Here is a 20,092-nt window from a genome sequence, read left to right as displayed (position 1 = left end):
CCGGCGGGCCGGTGCCCGCCGCGAGCCCCCGACCGACCAGAGAGGAACGCGCATGATCCCCGTCTCCGCCGACTACCCCGAGGAGATCGCCGTCCCGGCCGTGCCCGAGGACGACCGGGTCTGGGTGCCCCAGGCGCCCAACGTCTGGTTCCGACCGCTGATGTTTAACACCGTGACCGGACAGTGGTGCAACCTGCTCAAGGTCACCGCCTCCGGGATCGTCTCCCGCCATCGCCACCCGGGCGCGGTCTTCGGGTATGTGATCGAGGGACGCTGGCACTACTACGAGCACGAGTGGGTCGCCGAACGTGGAAGCTTCGTCTATGAGCCTCCCGGTGAGATCCACACCCTTGCGGTCCCCCAGGATTGCGACTATATGATCACGCTGTTTAACATTTCGGGCGCAATGGTCTATGTCGACGAAGAGGGACACCAGATCGGCTACGAGGACACGTTCACCAAGATCGACATGTGCCGCGCCCACTACGAAAGCGTGGGCCTCGGCCGGGACTTCGTGGAGCAGTTCATCCGCTGAGGCCGGCCCGGCTCCGGCGGCGGACCTCGCGGCCGGCCCGACACCCCGGGCCGGCACGGCGGACAGGAGGCGGCGTGGATCTCTCCGGTGCCCACAACTACCGACTCGACTGGATCGCGAGCTTTGTCGCGGTCGCCCGCGAGGGCGGGTTCTCCGCCGCGGCCAAGGCGCTCTTCCGCTCCCAGCCCCGGGTCAGCTCCCACATCGGCGAGCTGGAACAGGTGCTGGGCACCCGCCTCTTCGACCGCTCGGTGCAGCCGGTGGCGCTCACCCCCGAGGGGCGGGCGCTGCTGCCGCACGCCGAGGAGATCCTCTCCAGGATCGGCGTCTTCTCCGAGGTGGCGGACGGGGCGAGCGGGGTGGTGCGCGGCGAGGTGCGGATCGGGATGTACCCGAGCGCCGCCGCGTTCCTCTACCCGACTCTGGTCCGCCGCCTGCGGCGCACCGCGCCCGGCGTCGCCACCGCGCTGGTCGAGGGGCCCACCCTCTCCCTGGAGGACCTGCTGATCGCCGGCGAGATCGACCTGGCCATCCGCCCGGTCCTGCCGCTGGTGCGCGACGACCGGCTGGTCAACCGCTGGCTGTGGAGCGAACCGCTGGTCGTGGTCGTACCGTCGGGCCATCCGCTGGCCGGCACCGGCCCGGTCTCGCTGCGGCAGGTGGCCCACCACCCGCTGGTCACCATCGGGGAACCGACGGAACGGGCGCCGCGCCAGTTCGAGACCAATCTCGCCTTCGCCGAGGCCGGCATCCGCCCCACCATCGCGTTCCAGACCAACCAGCCGCAGACGCTGGCCGCGCTGGTGCGCGGCGGGCTCGGCATAGGCGTCACCAACGCGTTGGCCATGCTGACCGCCAACTGCGCCGGCCTGGAACTCGTTCCGGTGGCCGCCAGCCAGGTCCAACGCCATGTCGCGGTGTGGTGGCGCGCCGACCGCGCGGACTCCCCCGTGGTCTGCCTGGTCCGCGACCTGGTGACGTCCCTGCCGGCGCCGCGCCTTCCGGACGGCGCCGGCGGGGACGAACTTCCCTGACGGGTCCCCCCGCCAGGGAACCTCCCGTGGACTACAGCCCGTTGGCGCGGGTGATCTCCGCGAACCAGCGGCCCGAGTCCTTCAGGGTGCGGGCCTGCGTCTCGTAGTCCACGTGGACCAGGCCGAACCGCCTGCTGTAGCCGAAGGCCCACTCGAAGTTGTCCAGCAGACTCCACACGAAATAGCCGCGCAGGTCGACGCCCTCGGTCAACGCCCGGTGGGCGGCGGCGAAGTGCTGCTCCAGATAGGAGCGGCGGTCCTCGTCCCGCACCCGCCCGTCGGCGTCCAGCTTGTCGTCGAACGCCGCGCCGTTCTCCGTGACATAGAGCGGCAGCGGCCCGTACTCCCGCCAGACCCGGGTGAGCGTCTCATAGAGCCCGTCGGGGTCGATCTCCCAGCCCATGGCGGTCACCGGGATGCCACGCTTGACGAACTCGACGTCCTCGGAGCCGACCCAGTTGGTCGGGCGCGGCTCGGCCGGGCGGGTCCCGGCGCGCACCACGTGGCGGGTGTAGTAGTTGACGCCGAGGAAGTCCAACGGCGCGTTGATGGTGGCCAGATCGCCGTCCCGCACATGGTCGAAGTCCATGACCGGGGCGAGGTCGGCGAGCAGGTCGTCCGGGTAGGAGCCGCGCAGCAGCGGGTCCAGGAAGACCCGGTTCATCAGGCCGTCGATCCGGCGGGCCGCGTCGCGGTCGGCGGTGCTGTCGGTGACCGGGTCCACCGGGTAGAGGTTGACGGTGATCCCGACGTCGCGCGCGCCCTGTTCGCGCAGCGCGCGGGCGGCCAGGCCGTGCCCCAGCATCAGGTGGTGCGCGGCGCGCAGCGCGGCCGGCCCCTCGGTGCGCCCCGGGGCGTGCACGCCGCTGGCATAGCCGAGGAACGCCGAGCACCAGGGCTCGTTGAGCGTCGTCCAGTCCGGCACCCGGTCGCCGAGCCGGTCGTGGATCGCCGCCGCGTACTCGGCGAACCGCTCGGCGGTGTCCCGCGCCGGCCAGCCGCCCGCGTCCTCCAGCGGCTGCGGCAGGTCCCAGTGGTAGAGGGTGACCCAGGGCTGGATGCCGCGCTCCAGCAGGCCGTCGACCAGCCGGCTGTAGAAGTCGACGCCGGCGGCGTTGAGTTGGCCCCGGCCCTCGGGCTGGATGCGGGGCCAGGCGAGGGAGAAGCGGTAGTGGGTGATCCCGAGGTCGGCCATCAGCGAGATGTCCTCGGGGTAGCGGTGGTAGTGGTCGTCGGCGATGTCGCCCGTGTCGTCACCGAGGATCTTGCCCGGGGTGTGGGCGAAGGTGTCCCAGATGGAGGGGCCCCGGCCGTCCTCGTGCACGGCCCCCTCCACCTGGTAGCTGGCGGTGGCGGTGCCCCAGACGAAGCCTTCGGGGAACCGTACCTGGGAGAGGTCCTGGGAGGGGGCGGTTGCTGCGGATTGACGGGAAGAGGTCATGAGATGACAGTCCTGGGGTCGTTCTGGGTGGTTCTCTGTCGTTCCGGTGTTGGGTTCCGCTGGTTCGGTTTCCGCTGGTCGGTTCCGCTGGCTCGGCTCCCGGCGCGGCGGGGGCCAACGAGGCGCGGCGCGCTCAGTGTTGCCAGTGGTCGGAGGGCGCCGCCAACGCGTCGAGCGTAGGCCACAGCTCCTCTGGTATGGACCAGCGGCTCAGCTCGATGGTCTCGGCCACCCGCTCGGGTCGGGTGACGCCCAGCACCGTCGCCGAGATCCTCGGGTCCCTGGTGGAGAACTGGATGGCCGCCGCCGGCAGCGGCACCCCGTGCTCCGCGCAGGCCGCCGCGATCTCCCGCACCCGGTCCAGCACCACCGCGTCGGCCTGGGTGTAGGCGTAACGGGCGTGTCGGTCGGGGCCCTTGGCGAGCACCCCGCCGCCGAACGGGGCCGCGTTCACGACCGCCAGCCCCGCGGCGTGCGCCGCGGTGATCAGCTGGTCGGCCGAACGGTCGATCAGCGTCCACCGGTTGTGGGTCAGCAGCACGTCGAAGACGCCGGTCGCGACATAGCGCGCCATCAGCCCGACCGGGCCGCCGGCGACGCCGATGTGCTGGGCCAGCCCCTCCTCGTGGATGCGCACCAGTTCCTCGACCGGGCCGCCGGGGGCCATCCCGTCCTGGAACGAGATGTGCTCCGGATCGTGCAGATAGAGGAGTTGCACCCGGTCCAGGCCCAGCCGCTCCAGGCTGCCCTCCAGCGAACGGCGCACCTGCGCGGCCGAGTAGTCGCCGGTGACCGGGTCGCGGTCCACCTTGGTGGAGAGCACGAAGCCCGGCGGGGGGCCGCCGATCTCGGCCAGCGCGGCGCCGATGATCCGTTCGCTGCGGCCGTCCCCGTAGCCGGCGGCCGTGTCCAGGAAGCCGACCGGGCCGCGCAGCACCGCGCGGACGGTCTCCAGGGCACGCTCCTCGGGCACGTCGTAGCCGAACGCGGCCGGCATACTCGCCAACGCGCCGCCGCCGAAGCAGATCTCCGGCACCCACAGCCCGGTCCGGCCCAGCCGGCGCGGCGGGAACGCCTCCGTCGCCGCCGTCATCGCTCCCCCGCCCCCGAGCCCGCCGGCGCTCCCGGGCCCGGCGCCGCGCCCGGGCCCGGCGAGACCGAGCGCAGCGGCACGCCGTGCGGGTCGACCGCGCGGCCGGTCTCGGCGGCCAGGCCGACGGCCCGCAGGCCGAGCCGGTCGCGGGTCGGGTCGGGCGCCGGCACGGTCTCGGCTGCGGTGTAGGTGAAGACCTCCAACACCGCCTCGCCCGCCTGGAGATAGTCGATGACGAAGCCACGCGGGTCCTGGTCGTGCACCAGCCGGCCGATCACCGGATAGCCCAGCTCGTCGCGGTAGTAGGCCAGGGTGGCGTCCAGGTCGCCCGAGGTGACGGCGACATGGTCGAAGACCGGGCCGGCGTCCGGGGACCTGTTCTCGGCCAACCGCCGCTCGCGGTCGGCCAGTTCGGGCGTGGTCACCTCGTGGTAGGTGAGGTGGCCGTCGATGATCTCCAGCAGCGCCCCGTCGGGGTCGGTGAAGAAGGCCAGGTTGACGTCGCCGACGGCGCGCACCGGCTCCACGGTGAAGGGGACGTCGGCGGAGCGGAGCCGTTCCGCCTGCCGGTACACGTCGCCGACCTTGAGCCCGAAGTGCCGCATCCCGCGCTGGAGATCGTCTCCGACCCAGCCGCCCAGCGGGCCTTCGGGGACCGCCTCGGGGTCCCTGACCACCAGCTTGACCAGGGCGCCCTCGGCGGTCAGCCAGTGGACGTCGGGCGCGGGCGGTTCGGGCGGCGCCTCGGCGGGGCGCAGGCCGAGCAGGCCCCGGTAGAAGTCGAGGGAACGCTCGGCGTCGCTGACGCCGATCTCGACATAGGCCATTCCGGACGGGTGGGAACCGGACGTGTGGGACATGGTCCGTCTTTCCTTTCTGGGGCGTGCCTCGACGGCGGATCAGCTCTTGACGGCGCCGAGCGTCATCCCGGCGACGAAGCGCCGCTGCATCCGCATGTACACCATGATGATCGGCAGAATGGACATGGTCAGCGAGGCACAGAGCAGCGGCCAGTCGGTCGAGTGCTGGCCGACCGCCGCGTAGAGCACGGGTTGCAGGGGCAGTTGCTCGGGGGTCTTGAGGAAGGTCTGGGCGAAGAGGAACTCGTTCCAGGTGTTCATGAACTGGAAGATCACCACCGTGGCCGCCCCCGGCGCGGCCAGCGGCAGCATCACCCTGGCGAAGATCGCGAACTCGCCGGCCCCGTCCACCCGCGCCGCCTGGACGAGTTCGTGCGGCAGGGTCTCGAAGAAGACCCGCATCAGGAACATGGCGAACGGGACCGAGGTTCCGATGTAGACCAGCACCAGGCCGGTCTGGCTGCCCAGCAGTCCGAGCGCGTCCAGTTCGAGGAAGAGCGGGATCACGATGGCGGTGACGGGCAGCATGATGGTGCTCAGCAGCGTCACATAGATGAACTGCTGGCCCCGGAACTCCAGATGGGCGAAGGCGTAGCCGGCCAGCGTGGCCAGCGCGACCACCCCCAGCACCGTGATCACGGTGATCACCAGCGTGATCATGAAGTGGCGCGGGAAGTTGAGGTCGGTCCACGCCTGTCGATAGGCGTCGAAGGTGAACTCGTCGGGGAGGAACCCGCCGCCGAAGACCGTGTTCCGTGGCCGGACCGAGGTGATCAGCATCCACAGCAGCGGATAGGCGGAGGCCGCCGAGATCACGATCAGCAGCAGATAGCCGAACACCCGGGCGATCCGGACGCGCGGGGGCCTGGCGGCCCTGGAAAGCTGTTCAGTTGACATCGCGTGCCTTCCGGTTGACCCGAACCTGAACCAGGGTGGCCAGCAGGCAGAGCACGAAGACCACCATGCTGATGGCGGTGGCGTAGCCGAACGACGGCACCGCGCCGGCGGAGGAGCCGAAGGCCAGGCCGTAGAGATAGGTGCCCAGCACCTCGGAGGCCCGGTTGGGGCCGCCGCCGGTCATCACATAGATCACGTCGAAGGTCTTGAACCCGTTCACGACGTTCAACAGCACCACCACGGCCGTCACCCGGCGCAGCATGGGCACCGTCACATGCCGGAACCGCTGGTAGGCCGTCGCCCCATCGATCCTGGCCGCCTCGTAGAGCACCGGGTCGATGCCCTGGAGGCCCGCCAGATAGATCAACATATAGAGCCCGGCGGCCTGCCAGAGCGAGACCACCACCAGCGCCGGCAGCACCGTGCTGGTGTCGGCGAGCCACGGCTGGGCCAGCGAGCCGAGCCCGATGCCCTCCAGGAACTGGTTCAACTGGCCGAAGTTGGGGTCGTAGACCATCTGCCAGAGCGAGCCGGTGACCACGAACGAGACCACCGCCGGGACGAAGATCACCGTGCGGAAGACGACGCCCAGCCGCCACCCCCGGTTGAGCAGCACCGCCAACAGCAGCGGCACCGCCGTCTGGAGCACGGTGCAGGCCAGCGTGAAGACCAACGTGGTGGTCAACGCGTCCCAGAACACGGGGTCGGAGACCAGGTTGTCGAAGTTCTCCAGACCCACGAACTCCGGGGTGCCGAAGCCCGACCAGCGGGTCAGGCTCAGATACATCGACCGCAGGAACGGATAGGCGACGAAGACTGAGAAGAGCGCCACGGTCGGCAGCACGAAGAGGTAGCCGGCGAGCGCCGCCGACCTGCCCCGGCCGCCGCCCCGTGGCGCCCCGGAACGCCGTGACGTCCCGGGGCGCCGAGGCGTCCTGGAGAGCGCGACCGCCATCAGCGGTTCGCCGCCCGCTCGACGCCGCTCTGGATCTCGGCGGCGGCGGCCTCGGGAGCGGACGAGCCGTCGATCACGGCGGAGACCGCGTTGGCCGCCGAGTCCGAGGAGCCGGGCCCCATCAGGATGTGCGGGGCGCCGTCACCGTCCAGCAGCCAGGAGGTCATCTCGGCCAGCACCGGGTCGGCGACCTGCTCGGCGGCGGCCGAGGTCGCCGGCATCGAGTTGGAGTTGTTCATCACCTCGGCATAGCGCTCCGGCTCGTAGAGGAAGCGCAGGAAGTCCAGCGCCGCCTCCTTGTGCGGGCTGGTCTCGCTGACCGCGAAGGCCGCGCCCGCCTGGTTGGAACACCAGTGCCGGGCGCCCGAGGTCAGCGCCGGCGTCTTCATCACCCGGTACTCCTCGACGAACTCCGGCGGCGCGTCCTGCACGAAGTCCTGCGGGACCCAGGAGCCCATGAAGAGCATCGCGGCCCGGTCGGTGTAGAGCATCTGCTCGCCCTGGGCCGTGGTGATCCCGTTGGGGTTCGGCGCGAACGCGCCCTCGTCCTGGAGCCGGCGGACCAGCGCCAGCGCCTCGACCACCTCGGGCGAGTCCCAGGAGGCCCCGTTCCGCTGGAGGTCGAGGTCGAGCAGCAGCCGCGGGTCGTCGGTGACCTGGGTGATCAACGGCAGGAAGAAGTCCAGGCCGTTGGTGCCGGGGTTGTTGGAGAGCACGCAGGGCTCGACGCCGGTGGCCCGGATCGCGGCGGCCGCCTCGATCAGGTCGTCCCAGGTCTCGGGGATGTCGACGCCGGCGTTCTCGAAGTGCCTCGGGTGGTAGAAGATCCCGAAGGTCTGGGCCATCCAGCCCAGGCCGAACTGCTTGCCATCGTCCACGAAGAGGTCGTTGGCCGACTGGAAGAAGCCACCGAGGAAGTCCTCGCCGAGGTCGCTCCTGAGGTCGGCGGAGATGCCGGCTCTGCCGTACTCGATGGCCAGCACGTGCGGCGCGAAGATCTCCGGCGGATCGCCGGCGGCCACCGCCGCCTGGAGCGCGGGAAGGTAGCTGTCCGGGTCGCCGAACTGCCGCTCCTCCACGCTGATGTTGGGGTTGGCCTCCTGGAACTCCTCCACCAGGCGCGGCCACTCGTCGCGCTGCTGGTCGTACCAGTGCCAGACCCGCACCGTCGCCTTGCCCGACGAACCTCCCGACCCGCCGCCGCACGCGCTGAGCACGGGCGCGGCGGCGAACGCGGCGGCTCCCAGCGCGGTTGTCCGCAGCAGCTGCCGCCGGCTCGGCCGCCGGGGCTGTGATTGCGACACCATTGACGCCTCCGACTGACTTCCGATGACCCTTGATTGGCCCTTGATCGGCCCTGACCGGCCCCGACGGGACCTGGTCCTCGCCAGACCGGCCCGGGTGCCTTGACGAGCGACAGTCGGCCCCGGGACACCGGTGTGTCATGGGTTATCGCGGCAGCGGATGACCCCTATTCGCAGCCCATCCGTCCGGTCCGCACCCCTTTCCGCCCGACCGTGGCGAACTAGTGTCTACGGGTGGGTTCCGGGAGGTCCGCGCCTGGGCAGGGCCAGGTGGGGAGCGCTCCCAGCGGCCCGGCCGCCCTCGGGCGCGCGCCCGCGCGACGGGGCGCCTTCCGGCGGCGGGGGCGCCGTTGGGCGACGGGGCGTCGTCCACGGGAGCCCGCGAGAGACCAGCTGAGGAGATGGCCGATGCGCGCAGTGCGGTGGCACGGCCGGCGCGACGTCCGGTACGAGACCGTTCCGGACGCGCCGGCCCCGGGCCCCGAACAGGTCAGGGTCGCGGTCGCCTGGTGCGGACTGTGCGGCACCGACCTGTTGGAGTACCGGGAGGGGCCGATCGAGATCCCGACCCGGCCGCACCCGGTGACCGGCGGCCGGGCGCCGGTGGTGCTGGGGCACGAGGTGTCCGGCTTCGTCGACGAGGTCGGCGCCGGCGTGACCGGGCTCGCGCCGGGGGCGCTCGTCGCCCTCAACGCGCTGATCCCGTGCGGCCGTTGCGCGCTCTGCGCGGGCGGGGCCTACCATCTGTGCCCCGACTTCGGGCACATCGGGATGTCGGCCGACGGCGGGCTCGCCGAACTGGTCACCGTGCCGGCCCGGATGGTGGTGGCCGCGCCGGCGGGGCTCGACCCGGCGGTGGCCGCGCTGGCCGAGCCGTTCGCCGTGGCCTGGCACCTGGTGCGCCGGCTGGGCCGGCCGGGCGGGCGCGAGGCGCTGATCGTCGGCGCCGGCTCCATCGGCCTGGCCACCGCGCTGATCCTGCGCGCCGAGGGGGACGCGGTCACCCTGGCCGACGTCGGCGAGGAGCGGCTGGCCGTCCCGCGCGCCCTGGGGCTGTCGACCCGGCGCGCCGACCTGGACCCGCCCGCCTCCGCCGCCGACCTCACCGTCGACTGCACCGGCACCGGGCCCGGCTTCGCCCTGGCCTGCGCGGCGGCCCGGCCGGGCGGAACGGTCGGGCTGGCCGGGCTGCCGGGGGCGCCGGTCCCGTTCGACCTGGCGGCGGCGGCCAAGCGGGAGTTGACGCTGGTCGGCTCGATGTCCCACCAGACGACGGCCGACCTGCGGCCCGCGCTCGCCTTCCTGGCCCAACACGCGGAGGCGGCCGCCGCGTTGATCACCGGTCGGGTGGCGCTGGCGGACGCCGTGACGGGTGGGCTCGACGTGCTGACCGGCGCCGAGCGCGGCCGCCACATCAAGATCCTGGTCGCGGCCAACCCGACCGACAGCGGTCGAAACGGGTCCGAAACTGGTTCAGAGGTTGGGCAGAAGCCGGGGAGCCCGAACAAGGAACGTCGGAGGTAGGGCATGAGCGAGCAACGGGACGGCACGCGGCGGAGCGCGGCATGGTTCGGCGCCGAGGGGCGCAACGGCATGATCCACCGCTCCTGGATGCGCAACCAGGGCCTGGGGCCGGAGGTGTTCGACGGCCGGCCGGTCATCGGCATCGCCAGCAGCTGGTCGGAGCTGACCCCCTGCAACGCGCACCTGAGGGACGTCGCCGACTACGTCAAGCGCGGCGTCTGGCAGGCCGGCGGGCTGCCGCTGGAGTTCCCCGTGATGTCGCTGGGCGAGACCCTGATGCGGCCGACCACCATGCTGTTCCGCAACCTGATGGCGATGGAGGTCGAGGAGACGATCCGGGCCAACCCGCTGGACGGCGTGGTGCTCCTCTCCGGCTGCGACAAGACGACCCCGGCGATGCTGATGGGCGCGGCCAGCGTGGACCTGCCGGCGTTGATGGTGACCGGCGGGCCGATGCTCAACGGCAAGTTCCAGGGCCGGGACATCGGTTCGGGCACCGACGTCTGGCGGCTCAGCGAGGAGGTTCGGGCCGGCCGGATGGACGCGGCCGACCTCGCGGAGGCCGAGGGCTGCATGTCCCGCAGCCGGGGCCACTGCATGACGATGGGCACCGCCTCCACCATGGCCTGCGTGGCGGAGGCGCTCGGAATGCAGCTGTCCGGATCGGCGGCCATCCCGGCCGTGGACGCCCGCCGTTACGCCCTGGCCCAGGCGGCGGGGCGGCGGGCGGTCGCGCTGGTCGAGGAGGACCTGCGGCCCTCGAAGGTGCTGACCAGGGACGCCTTCGAGAACGCCATCCGCGCCAACGCGGCGCTCGGCGGCTCGACCAACGCTGTGGTCCATCTGCTGGCGCTGGCCGGGCGGGTCGGCGTGCCGCTGTCGCTGGCGGAGTTCGACGCGCTGACCACCGAGGTGCCGGTGCTCGTCGACCTGATGCCGTCCGGCCGCTTCCTGATGGAGGACTTCTACTACGCGGGCGGACTCCCGGTGGTCCTGCGGGAGTTGGACGGGATGGGGCTGCTGCACCGGGAGGCCGTCACCGTCGGCGGGCGGGACATGGCCACCGAGACCGACGGCGCGCGGTGCTGGAACCGCGAGGTGATCAGGACCGCCGGGGAACCGTTCCGCCCGGCCGGCGAGGGCACCGTCGTGCTCCGGGGCAGCCTGGCGCCGGACGGCGCGGTGCTCAAGGTGTCGGCCGCCTCACCCGAGTTGCTCAAGCACCGGGGGCAGGCGCTGGTCTACGACCGGGTCGAGGACTACATCGCCGACGCCGACGACCCCGAGCTGCCGGTCACCGCCAGCACCGTGATCGTCGTCCGCAACGCCGGCCCGCGCGGCTACCCCGGCTTCCCCGAGGTGGGCAACGTGCCGGTGCCCAAGGTGTTGTTGGAGGCCGGCGTCAACGACGTGCTGCGGATCAGCGACGCCCGCATGAGCGGGACCGGCTACGGCAGCTGTGTGCTGCACGTCGCCCCCGAGGCGGCGGTGGGCGGACCGCTGGCGCTGGTGCGCACGGGGGACTGGATCGAGATCGACGTGGCCGCTCGCCGGCTCGACCTGGACGTGGACCGGGAGGAACTGGCCGCCCGGGCGCGGGAGCCCAGGCCGGCTCCCGTGGACGCGCCGCCGACGCGCGGCTGGGCCAAGCTCTATGTGGAGCACGTCACCCAGGCCAACGAGGGCGCCGACCTCGACTTCCTGGTCGGCGGCAGCGGCGACGCGGTGCCCCGGCACTCGCACTGACGGGGCGCGTTCCCGGCGGCGGGTCCGTTCACCAGGCGCCGGGGGCGCGTTCCCCGGCCGGCCCGGTGCCGTTGCCCGGTGGGCCCGGTGCGTCGTCCGCCCTCGTTCGGTGCGTTGCCCGCCCTGGCTCAGCGTGTTGCCCGGACCTGGCTCAGTGGGGCGGGCGGTAGTTCTCGGCCTTGTCGAGGATCGCCGTGAACCGCTCCCACTGGGCCGCCCCCTCGGCGGTGGGGCCCACGGTGAAGTCCTCCGGGTCCAGGAAGTCCAGTTTCGCCCTGGTGGCCGGGTCGAGATCCAGCCACGCCGCCTCATCCTGCGGTGACCGAGCCACAGTCTTCGCACACCCAGTTGCCGTTGTTGAGCCTGCGGCCCTCAGCCGAGCCGCAAGAAGGACATTCCACCGGCGCCCCCTCACACGTTCGCACGCTTCCCCAGCAGACGCGGGCTCCGACTGTAGCGTGCGGCACCCTCACCCGGCAGCCCCGCGCCGGGGGCCCCGCGCACGCCCGGAGCCGGTCAACGGCCCACGTAGCACGGCGAGTCGAGGCGCAGAGGGCGGAGACCGGCCGAAGGGTCCCCGACGGGCGTGGGCGGTTCCGATCACATTCGATCGGAACCGCCCGTCAACGCCCGTTCTGGATCAGGTGATCCGGGTCAACCGTGCACCGAACCCGGGTTCCGCCAGATCCTCGCCCAGGGCCACCGGCACCTCCACGCTGCTGTCACCCTCGCCGACCCGCAGCGTGCCGACCTCGGTGCCCGCCTCGGCCGAACCCGGCACCCCGTCGGGGTCCTCCACCAACTCCAGCCGCACCTCGAGCCCGGGCCAGCCGACCACCGGCAGATCCTCGGTGACCACCAACGGCACCCCGCCGCCCAGGCCGTCGTCCACCTCGCCGACCACGTCGCCGGCGGAGAGCAGCGGCTCGGCCACCAACTCCCCCTGGGCGAACCGCATCAACTCGCGCCCCGCCGTCAACGCCCCGGTCAGGATCGAGTTGTCGGACGGGTGCGGCGGCTGGGCCAGCACGGCGCCGACGATCAACTGCGTGGTGTCGCCGACCTGTTGCTCGGCCGCGAACATCAGATTGCCGCCGGCGACGGTGGTGGTGCCGGGCTTGATGCCGATCACCCCGTCCATCGGGACCAGCTGGTTGTAGTTGTAGTGCTGCTGACCCCGGCTGTCCTCGTAGGACGGCATCCGGACAATCTCGCGGAAGAAGGGGTCCTTCATGACCTCCTTGGCCAGCTTCACCTGGTCGGCGGCCGTGCTGACGGTCTCCTCGCGCAGCCCGCTCGGATCGGTGTAGACGGTGTCCGTCATGCCCAGCTCGGCGGCGGCCTCGTTCATCTTCTCGACGAACTCCTCCTCCGAGCCGGCGTCCCAACGGGCCAGCAGCCGGGCCACGTTGTTGGCGGAGGCGATCATGATCGCCTGGATCGCCTCCCGCTGGGTCATCTCGGTGCCGGCCTCCACCTCGACGGTCGACTCGCCGTCGGCGCTCAACGCCGCGTCGTCCTCGGCCTGTTGATCCACCGGGATGGCGGCGCCGTCCGTCTCCGGGTCCATCGGGTGGTCGCGGAGGATCACATAGGCCGTCATCACCTTGGCGACCGACGCGATCGGCACCGGCTCCTGCTCGCCGGACGAGCCGAACGAACCCAGCCCCTGCACGTCCAGCTGCGCCTGCCCCTCCTCGGGCCAGGGCACGCCGGCCAACTCGCCCTCGAACGTGTAGGTCTCGGCGGCCGTCAGCTCAAGTCCCGGCTCGGGCAACGGGCGCAGCACCTGTGCCACGACGAAGACGATCAGCAGCAGGACCGCGAGCGGCGTCCAGATCTTGACCCGGCGCGCCAGGGTGCGCAGGGGGGTGGGCGGGGGCGCGGGCTTGTTGGTGAGCGCCGCCAGCAGTTCCAGCGGGTCGCGGTCGGCGTCCGCCGGGGGCGGCGCGGCCTCCGGCTTCGGCGGCAGGGCGGGCGCCGGGGCGGCCTCGGGCTTCGGCGGAGCGGCCTCGGGCTGCTCCGGCGCGGCGGCCTCGGGCTTGGGCGGCGCGGCGGCCGGCTTCGGCGGGGCGGCGGGGGCGGGCGGCGCGGCCGGGGCCCCGTCGGCCTCGTCCGAGGAGTCCTTCTCTCCCTCCGCGTCCCTCTCCCTCCTGGGGTCCTTCTGCTCCTCCTCGGCGTCCTCTTCCCCCCTGGACTCCTGGCCCCTCTCGGGCTCCGAGCTCCTGGAGTCCTGCGGCTCGTCCGAGCCCTCGGGCTCGTCGGCGGACTCGGCGGGCCGCGTCGGCCTGGGGGGCTCGGTTGGCCGGGCTGGTGGCTCCGGGCTGTTGGTTTCTGTGGACTTGGCGGCTTCGCCCCCCTTGACGGGCGCCTCCGGAGCGGTCGGGCTCTCCTCCTCCGCCACGGGAAGCATCGCGGTGACATCCGGAGAGCCACTCCGGTCCGCCTCGCGATCCTCCGCGTCGGGCAGCCGCAGCATCGCCGTGGCGTCGCCACCGGACTCGCCGTCCTCGTCCTCCTCGGCGGCGTCGGCGCCCTTGACGTTCTTCTCGGCGCCATCGACGGCATCGGCCTTCCCCGGGCCGTCCGCGTCGGCGTCCGCGCCTTCGGACGGCACCCGCACCTGCGCCGTCAACCGGTCGCCGGACTCCTTCTCCGCCGGCGGCAGCCGCAGCATCCGCGTGGCGTGGTCGTCCGCCTCGTCCGCCGAGTCGGGCAGCCGCAGCATCGTCGTGGCGTCGCCACCGGACTCGCCGTCCTCGTCCTCGTCCTCGCTCGAGGACGGCGAGTGCACGGCAGCCCGGTCCCTCTCGGGCCCGGACGACTTCTCCCCGTCCCGGCCCTTCTCGTGCTGGCCCTTCTCGTGCTGGTCGCCCAGGAGGGAGCGCAGTTCGGTCGTGCCCCGGTCGCCGGCGTCCGCCGGCACCCGCAGCTCGGTCGTCAGGTGGTCCTCACCACCGGACGTCTCCTCGTCCCCCTCCGCCGCCCCCGCACGGTCGGATGCGGGCAGCCGCAGCATCCGCGTCGCCTCGTCCGGGACATCGTCCGCATCCGCGCCCGACGCCCCGCCCGAGGAACGGTCCGCCTCCTCATCCGCCGCCGGCTCCCCCTCGTCCGTCGCGGACTCCCCCTCGCCCGACGCCCCGCCGTCCCCACCGGACGCGCCGTCCCCACCGGACGCGCTGGCCTCAGCGGACTCCCCGGCCGCGTCAGCCTCTTCGGACTCCTCCGCGTCGCTTCCGGCTATCCCGGAACCCCCTCCTTCGCCCCCCTGAGCGTCGTTCCGAGCCGCCTCCCGGGCGGCCTTCCCGCTTTCGTCCCCGGGAACCTTCGCGTCCTGTGGAACCCTTCCGGGGTCCTCAGACGTCTTCTCCGATGACTCTCGCTCCCGATCCCGATCCGACCTGTCCGGGGACTTGCCCGACACCCATGCCTCCTCGCAACGACCCTTGAATGAACTGGCTGCTGGTCCCTACCAGTTTGCCGGTTCCTGTGCACCTCGGTACGCCATGCCGGCCGTGGCCCATTCGCGCTCTTCTCCCCCAAGGACGTTAACGACATATCTACGGGTTCCCTGTCAAAGCGACCACGCGCTCTCGACAGAACAATGTGAGAGGCGTCACCCTGTCTTTCATCCACGCGGGGAGGCATGGATGGGCAGGAGTCGTAGAACCATTCCGGAGGAGCTGCTGCTTCTCGCTTTGGACCCGACCACGGGTACCACGGCGCAGCCGCAGTCGCTCGACCTCGGCCTGGCCGGGGCGCAGCTCGTCGAGCTGGCGCTGGCAGGCCGGATAGCCCCTGATGGGGACCGAATAGCCGTGGTGTTGCCACGGCCGACCGGAGATCCAACCCTGGACTCGGCGCTGGAACTGCTGCGCAGGCGCGGCTCTCCGGTGCGCGCCGTCCACTGGATCGGCGGACCCAGGCTCGGGCTCCGCCAGACCTATCTCTCGCATCTGGAACGCTGCGGCATGGTGCACGCGGTGGAGAACCAGATGTGCGGAGTGCTGCCAACGACCCGGTATCAGGCGACGGATACGGCGGTCAGCAGGCAGATCCGGGCTCGGCTGGACACCGCGATCCGCACCGGAACCCCACCGGACGCCAGGACCGCCGCCCTTGCGGCACTTGCGCACGCGGTCGGGCTCGGCAAGCACCTGTATCCCGGGAACGAGGGGCGGTCGTCGCGCTCCAGGCTCCGGGATCTGATCCGGCACGATCCCATGGGTGGGCTCGTCGCTCACGCTGTCATGGACGTGCAGAACGGGGTGGCGGGACAGGCCGCCGCCGCACGGCGCTCACAACCGACGAGCGCCGGCGCACGCGCAGGAGCGCGCACGCCGGCGACCGCGGCGATGAGCGTGGTCGGACAGTCACCACAGGTTTCCGAACAGGGCAGGCGGAGAGGAGTCACCCGAGCCGCGGTACGTCCTTCGCTGTCGCACTAGTTCTTCCACAGTGACCGCACCGGGAGCCGCATAGCGAGCGCGGGGTGTGGTGGCGGGTGCCCCTTGGCCCGTCACCACACCCCGTGCTTGTGATCGCGCACCCTCTGTCGCGAAACGCCAGCGGACGCACCGCACGTGGTGGCAGGCTTCAGGGCAGTGGCGATCAAGCGGTCGCCTGGAGATCGACGGAGGGGCCTGGAGTGTCGGGGAACGTCAATCCGACTGTTCGGAGACGTCGGTTGGGGCAGGAGTTAAGGAGGCTCCGGGAGGACCGGGGCATGACGGCCGAGGAGGTCGCCGACCGGCTGCTGGTGTCCCAGTCCAAGATCAGCCGACTGGAGAACGGGCGGCGCAGCATCAGCCCTCGGGACGTCCGCGACCTGTGCGGGGTCTACGAGGTCGAGGACGCGAAGCTGGTCGACTCGCTGATGCAGATGGCGAAGGAGTCGCGCCAGCAGGGCTGGTGGCACGCGTTCGCCGAGTTGTCCCCGAGCTACAGCGTCTATATCGGGCTGGAGACGGACGCGTCCTCGCTGCGGGTGTACGAACCGCAGGTCGTGCCGGGGCTGTTGCAGACGCCGGCGTACGCCGGCGCGGTCATATCGGGTGCGCTGCCCGAGGTCGGCCAGGACGAGGTGGCCAGCAGGGTGCAGGTGCGGCTGCGGCGGCAGCAACGCATCTGGGAGGACCGCACGCCGTTACGGCTGTGGGCGGTGGTGGACGAGTCGGCGCTGCGGCGGGCGGTCGGCGGCCCGGCGACCATGGCGGAGCAGCTGCGCCGGCTTGAGGAGTGCTCGCGGCTGCCGCATGTCACGCTCCAGGTGATGCCGTTCTCCGCCGGCGCGCACCCCGGCGTGAACGGCCAGTACACGATCATGGAGTTCTCCGAGGCGGCGGACACCACGGTGATCTACCTGGAGGGCGGCACCAACGACCTCTATCTGGAGAAGCCGCACGACGTACAGCACTACAGCATCATGTACGAGCACCTCCGGGCCCAGGCCTACAGCCCGGAGCAGACCCGGCGCTTCGTGCTGCAACTGGCCGAGGAGTTCGACCGCCAACGTTCGTAAGTCCCTCGGGGCCCCGCTCCCAGGACGCGGGCAGCCGCGCACTCTACACTCCAACTCGCCTATGCCAGAGGCAAGTTGGCAATTAATCACCCGCTCGGATGAAACCACTCCGGCGATGGGCCTGCCGGCCAGTACGGTCACGGCGTTTCCTGTCGAACGTCACGACCCGGAGTTGGCATGGCAATTGAACACGGCAAGACGCGCTCCTGGACCCGGTCCTCGCACTCGGCCGGCCAGGGCGCCTGTGTGGAGGTGCGCTCCCCGGCACGTGACCTGCTGGCGGTGCGGGACTCCAAGGCTCCCGCCGGCCCGCGCCTGGGCTTTCCCGTAGGGGCCTGGTCGGCCTTCGTGGCCGGGGTGCGACTGGCCCAGGACTGACGGGCTGAAGCAGTCGACAACCACCCTGGCGTGGGGGCACATGCCCGTGCCCGTGGCCCGGCCAGCCGGCGGGGCACGGCACACCCGGCACCCCGACGCCCGGGCCGGTCCGCCGAAGGTGTGCACCCGGAACCACGGGGGCGTTCCGGGCGCACACCCTCGGCACCGTCCCGTCCCAAGCCACCGGTCCCGTACCGCACCGCCGTCCCGCCTCTCGTCCCGGCTGACGCCGGGGCCACCCCGCCCGTCCTCACCGCGATGGCGGGGGCGGCGGGATGCGCCTACCCTGGCGGGCAGGGAGGTGTTATGCCCCAGTCACCCGAATCACCCGAGTCAGGTGCGTCAGACGAGCGGCGCCACACGGAACTCCCGACGCCCGACCGGCTGCTGCACACCGGGGCCGAGGGGCCGGTCGACCCCGAGGATCTGGTGCGGCTCAGCGGCCGGGAGCCCACGCCGGAACTGGTCGAGGAGGCCAGGCAGCTGCTGGCGGAGGAGGGGCCTGCCGCGATCGAGCGGTATCTGCCCTGACGGCCGTCCGCACGCCGCCGCACAGCCCTGCGACGTGCGGTACCTCACGGTCCTGGCAACCCGGGCGCGCGGCGGAATGAACCGTCGCCCGCCCGGGTTGCCGCCTGGAGGGGAACCGGACGCGTTCCCCACAGCGGACAACGGACCAGGAGGCGAGCGCGGTGACCGAGGGCGCCACAAGCACGGAACGGGACGAGATCCGAGGGGTGCGCCGAGGCAGCGCACCGGTGCCGTTGTCCGTGCTGGACCTCGCCACGGTCGGCGCGGGACACACCGCGGGAGACGCGCTGCGCAACACGGTCCGGCTGGCGCGCCGCGCCGAGGAGCGGGGCTATCACCGCTTCTGGGTCGCCGAGCACCACTCGATGCCCGGGGTCGCCAGCTCCTCACCGGCGGTGATCCTGGCCCGGCTGACCGCGCACACGGAGCACATCCGGCTCGGGTCCGGCGGAGTGATGCTGCCCAACCATCCGCCTCTGGTGATCGCCGAGCAGTTCGGCACCCTGGAGGCGCTGGCGCCCGGCCGGATCGACCTCGGGCTGGGGCGCGCACCTGGCAGCGACAGCGCCACGGCCGCCGCACTGCGGCGGGGGCGCGCCGACGGAGCCGATGAGTTCCCAAGCCAGCTGGCGGAGTTGGTCCGCTTCCTGGACGACGACTTCCCGGACGGCCACCCGTACAGCCGGATTCACTCCGTCCCGGGTCCGGTGCAGGGAAGCGCCCCCGGCGGGGTGCAGTCGCCCGCGCGGCCGCCGGTTTGGCTGCTGGGCTCCTCCGGCTTCAGCGCCGAGTTGGCGGGGCGCATGGGGCTGCCCTTCGCCTTCGCGCACCACTTCTCGGCTGCCAACACCGTTCCCGCTCTCGACCTCTACCGCGCCTCGTTCCGGCCGTCCGAAGTCCTGGACGAGCCCTATGCGTTGATCGGCGTCTCAGCACTGGCGGCGGACGACGCGGCGGCGGCCCACGCCCAGGTTCTCAGCGGGGCGTTGACCATGATCCGGCTGCGCACCGGCCGGCCCGGGCTGGTGCCGACGGCAGAGGAGGCCGCCGCCTATCCGTTCAGCCCGGTCGAACGGGACTTTGTCGACGGCTGGTTGGCGAATGTCGTCTACGGCACCCCGGAGACGGTGACCAAGGGGCTGGACGAGCTGGTGGAGCGCACCGGAGCGCAGGAATTGATGATCACCGCCAACGCGCACAGCCCCGAGGCCCGGCTGCGCAGCTACGAACTGATCGCCGACGCCTACGCGTTGACCCGCTGACGCCGCCTCGCGGCAGGCGAGTCCGGGTCACCCCCGCGCGCCGGGGGCGGCCTGGGCCAGAGCCTGTGCCAGCTCCTGGGCGTTCCGGGTGTAGCCGGTGACGCGCAACCGGCCGCCGTCACGGAGCCGCACGCGAAGATCAACGTCATTACCGAGGGCATATGCCAGCGGCGGGCGTGGGCCCTTCTGCCGGACGGAGGCGATGTCGGGCCAGCCGATCACCCGCCGCCGGCCGAGCCGTTGGTGGACCAGTCCGCCCTGGTACAGCACGAACATCTCGCCCCTGCCGCGCACCAGCGCGACCAGCCGGGTGAGGCCGAACCCGAGCCCGAGCAGGCCGATGCCCAACACGGCACCGGGCAGGACGTTCGACCCGGTGCTGGTGTCATCGCGGTCGAAAGTGGCCAGCAGGATGGGAATCCCGGCGGCGACTCCGACCACCCCGACCAGGAGCGACCACACCACGGCGGTGCGCCGGCGGGCGTTGTCCGTGGGGTGCTCCCCGACGCGCGCCCCCAGCGCGTGCTCAGGTTGGGCGTTCACGTTGGCCCCTCGCTTCGTGGCGCCGGGCCACTCCCGGGCCTCGGCGCTATCCCTCCCCGAGAGCCCAACGGGAAAAACACGCTATGCCCCACATCCACCCCGGATACCGGGAAGGCGAGCCCCGGGTACCTCCTCCCGGCATATGCCACTGTGTTGAAAGTGTGAGACGCAATTGCATCCGGCATCAGGCTGCTTGGATGGTGGTCGTACAAGGGGATTCTTCCCTCGCTCAACTCCCACCCTCAGGAGCCCCGATGAGCAGCAGCAGTGCCGAACCGCCGGCGGGACCGCAGGAGTCGGCCCCGGCCACGGATTCCCAGGACTCCCGCCCCTCGCTCAGCGAGCGGCTGGAGGAGGTCAACCGACTGTCGGATCTCGACCGTCGGATGAAGGGCCTGGGCCAGAACCACTGACACTCAGGCCCGGCCCGCCTCGGATCGGCGCCGGCCCGCATCGGCGCCGGCC

19 protein-coding genes are annotated in these 20,092 nt (G+C 72.0%); 10 read left to right on the top strand and 9 right to left on the bottom strand.

The genetic code is table 11. The annotated features are described in order from the left end of the window. Positions 1-52: 52 nt before the first annotated feature. Together FH609_RS13985 and FH609_RS13980 are read left to right on the top strand one after the other, a co-directional pair. Entirely contained in the window at positions 53-535 is a 483-nt protein-coding gene (locus FH609_RS13985) for a 2,4'-dihydroxyacetophenone dioxygenase family protein (protein ID WP_139669350.1), read from the top strand. Positions 536-609: 74 nt separating this feature from the next. Next, entirely contained in the window at positions 610-1,569 is a 960-nt protein-coding gene (locus FH609_RS13980) for a LysR family transcriptional regulator (RefSeq protein ID WP_193317957.1), read from the top strand. A gap of 31 nt (positions 1,570-1,600) precedes the next feature. On the opposite strand, the gene FH609_RS13975 is transcribed toward FH609_RS13980, so the two are convergent. The 6 genes from FH609_RS13975 to FH609_RS13950 all read right to left on the bottom strand — a co-directional run bounded on the left by FH609_RS13975 (position 1,601) and on the right by FH609_RS13950 (position 8,122). Further along, positions 1,601-3,010: a GH1 family beta-glucosidase gene (locus FH609_RS13975; RefSeq protein ID WP_139669346.1), complete on the bottom strand. Its 1,410-nt coding sequence runs from the start codon at positions 3,008-3,010 to the stop codon at positions 1,601-1,603. 133 nt (positions 3,011-3,143) lie between these two features. Continuing rightward, positions 3,144-4,103, bottom strand: a complete 960-nt coding sequence (locus FH609_RS13970; RefSeq protein ID WP_139669344.1) for an aldo/keto reductase — start codon at positions 4,101-4,103, stop codon at positions 3,144-3,146. Continuing rightward, positions 4,100-4,963 (bottom strand): VOC family protein, encoded by an 864-nt coding sequence (locus FH609_RS13965; protein WP_139669341.1) that lies wholly within the window; start codon positions 4,961-4,963, stop codon positions 4,100-4,102. Before FH609_RS13965 ends, FH609_RS13970 begins: the two co-directional genes overlap by 4 nt. Positions 4,964-5,002: 39 nt before the next feature. Beyond that, entirely contained in the window at positions 5,003-5,860 is an 858-nt protein-coding gene (locus tag FH609_RS13960) for a carbohydrate ABC transporter permease (RefSeq protein WP_139669339.1), read from the bottom strand. Beyond that, positions 5,850-6,692, bottom strand: coding sequence for a carbohydrate ABC transporter permease (locus FH609_RS13955; protein WP_193317956.1), 843 nt, complete (start codon positions 6,690-6,692; stop codon positions 5,850-5,852). The genes FH609_RS13960 and FH609_RS13955 overlap by 11 nt, the downstream gene beginning before the upstream one ends. Before the next feature lie 122 nt (positions 6,693-6,814). Continuing rightward, positions 6,815-8,122 carry an ABC transporter substrate-binding protein gene (locus FH609_RS13950; protein WP_139669335.1) on the bottom strand — a complete coding sequence of 436 codons (1,308 nt, stop codon included), beginning with the start codon at positions 8,120-8,122 and terminating at the stop codon, positions 6,815-6,817. A 405-nt stretch (positions 8,123-8,527) separates the two neighbouring features. Between FH609_RS13950 and FH609_RS13945 the strand changes: the two genes are divergently transcribed. Both FH609_RS13945 and FH609_RS13940 read left to right on the top strand, forming a co-directional pair. Further along, positions 8,528-9,643 (top strand): alcohol dehydrogenase catalytic domain-containing protein, encoded by a 1,116-nt coding sequence (locus FH609_RS13945; RefSeq protein ID WP_139669333.1) that lies wholly within the window; start codon positions 8,528-8,530, stop codon positions 9,641-9,643. Between the two features lie 3 nt (positions 9,644-9,646). After that, positions 9,647-11,389 carry an IlvD/Edd family dehydratase gene (locus FH609_RS13940; protein ID WP_139669331.1) on the top strand — a complete coding sequence of 581 codons (1,743 nt, stop codon included), beginning with the start codon at positions 9,647-9,649 and terminating at the stop codon, positions 11,387-11,389. Between the two features lie 151 nt (positions 11,390-11,540). Here the strand turns inward: FH609_RS13940 and FH609_RS13935 are convergent, their stop codons facing one another. Both FH609_RS13935 and FH609_RS13930 read right to left on the bottom strand, forming a co-directional pair. After that, complete coding sequence (locus tag FH609_RS13935) at positions 11,541-11,720, bottom strand: hypothetical protein (protein ID WP_122182466.1); 180 nt, start codon at positions 11,718-11,720, stop codon at positions 11,541-11,543. A gap of 309 nt (positions 11,721-12,029) precedes the next feature. Continuing rightward, entirely contained in the window at positions 12,030-14,408 is a 2,379-nt protein-coding gene (locus FH609_RS13930) for a serine hydrolase (RefSeq protein WP_139669329.1), read from the bottom strand. A gap of 634 nt (positions 14,409-15,042) precedes the next feature. Here FH609_RS13930 and FH609_RS13925 point away from each other — a divergent pair. The 5 genes from FH609_RS13925 (at position 15,043) to FH609_RS13905 (ending at position 19,084) form a co-directional block, all read left to right on the top strand. Then, positions 15,043-15,840, top strand: a complete 798-nt coding sequence (locus FH609_RS13925; protein WP_122182468.1) for a GOLPH3/VPS74 family protein — start codon at positions 15,043-15,045, stop codon at positions 15,838-15,840. 200 nt (positions 15,841-16,040) lie between these two features. Next, positions 16,041-16,913, top strand: a complete 873-nt coding sequence (locus FH609_RS13920) for a helix-turn-helix domain-containing protein (RefSeq protein WP_139669327.1) — start codon at positions 16,041-16,043, stop codon at positions 16,911-16,913. Positions 16,914-17,090: 177 nt separating this feature from the next. Next, entirely contained in the window at positions 17,091-17,291 is a 201-nt protein-coding gene (locus FH609_RS13915; protein ID WP_139669325.1) for a DUF397 domain-containing protein, read from the top strand. A 306-nt stretch (positions 17,292-17,597) separates the two neighbouring features. Next, positions 17,598-17,822 (top strand): hypothetical protein, encoded by a 225-nt coding sequence (locus FH609_RS13910; RefSeq protein ID WP_139669323.1) that lies wholly within the window; start codon positions 17,598-17,600, stop codon positions 17,820-17,822. A gap of 161 nt (positions 17,823-17,983) precedes the next feature. Beyond that, positions 17,984-19,084 (top strand): LLM class flavin-dependent oxidoreductase, encoded by a 1,101-nt coding sequence (locus FH609_RS13905; protein WP_139669321.1) that lies wholly within the window; start codon positions 17,984-17,986, stop codon positions 19,082-19,084. Positions 19,085-19,111: 27 nt separating this feature from the next. On the opposite strand, the gene FH609_RS13900 is transcribed toward FH609_RS13905, so the two are convergent. Then, positions 19,112-19,627: a PH domain-containing protein gene (locus tag FH609_RS13900; protein WP_139669319.1), complete on the bottom strand. Its 516-nt coding sequence runs from the start codon at positions 19,625-19,627 to the stop codon at positions 19,112-19,114. 254 nt (positions 19,628-19,881) lie between these two features. Between FH609_RS13900 and FH609_RS31085 the strand changes: the two genes are divergently transcribed. Then, on the top strand, positions 19,882-20,040 hold the full coding sequence (locus FH609_RS31085; protein WP_193317955.1) for a hypothetical protein: 159 nt from the start codon (positions 19,882-19,884) through the stop codon (positions 20,038-20,040). Positions 20,041-20,092: the final 52 nt, after the last annotated feature.

Source organism: Streptomyces sp. 3MP-14, assembly GCF_006334905.2.
GTDB classification, from domain to species: domain Bacteria; phylum Actinomycetota; class Actinomycetes; order Streptomycetales; family Streptomycetaceae; genus Streptomyces; species Streptomyces triticirhizae.
Note: the sequence above shows the minus strand (reverse complement) of the source record. Positions and strands in the feature narration are given on the sequence as shown.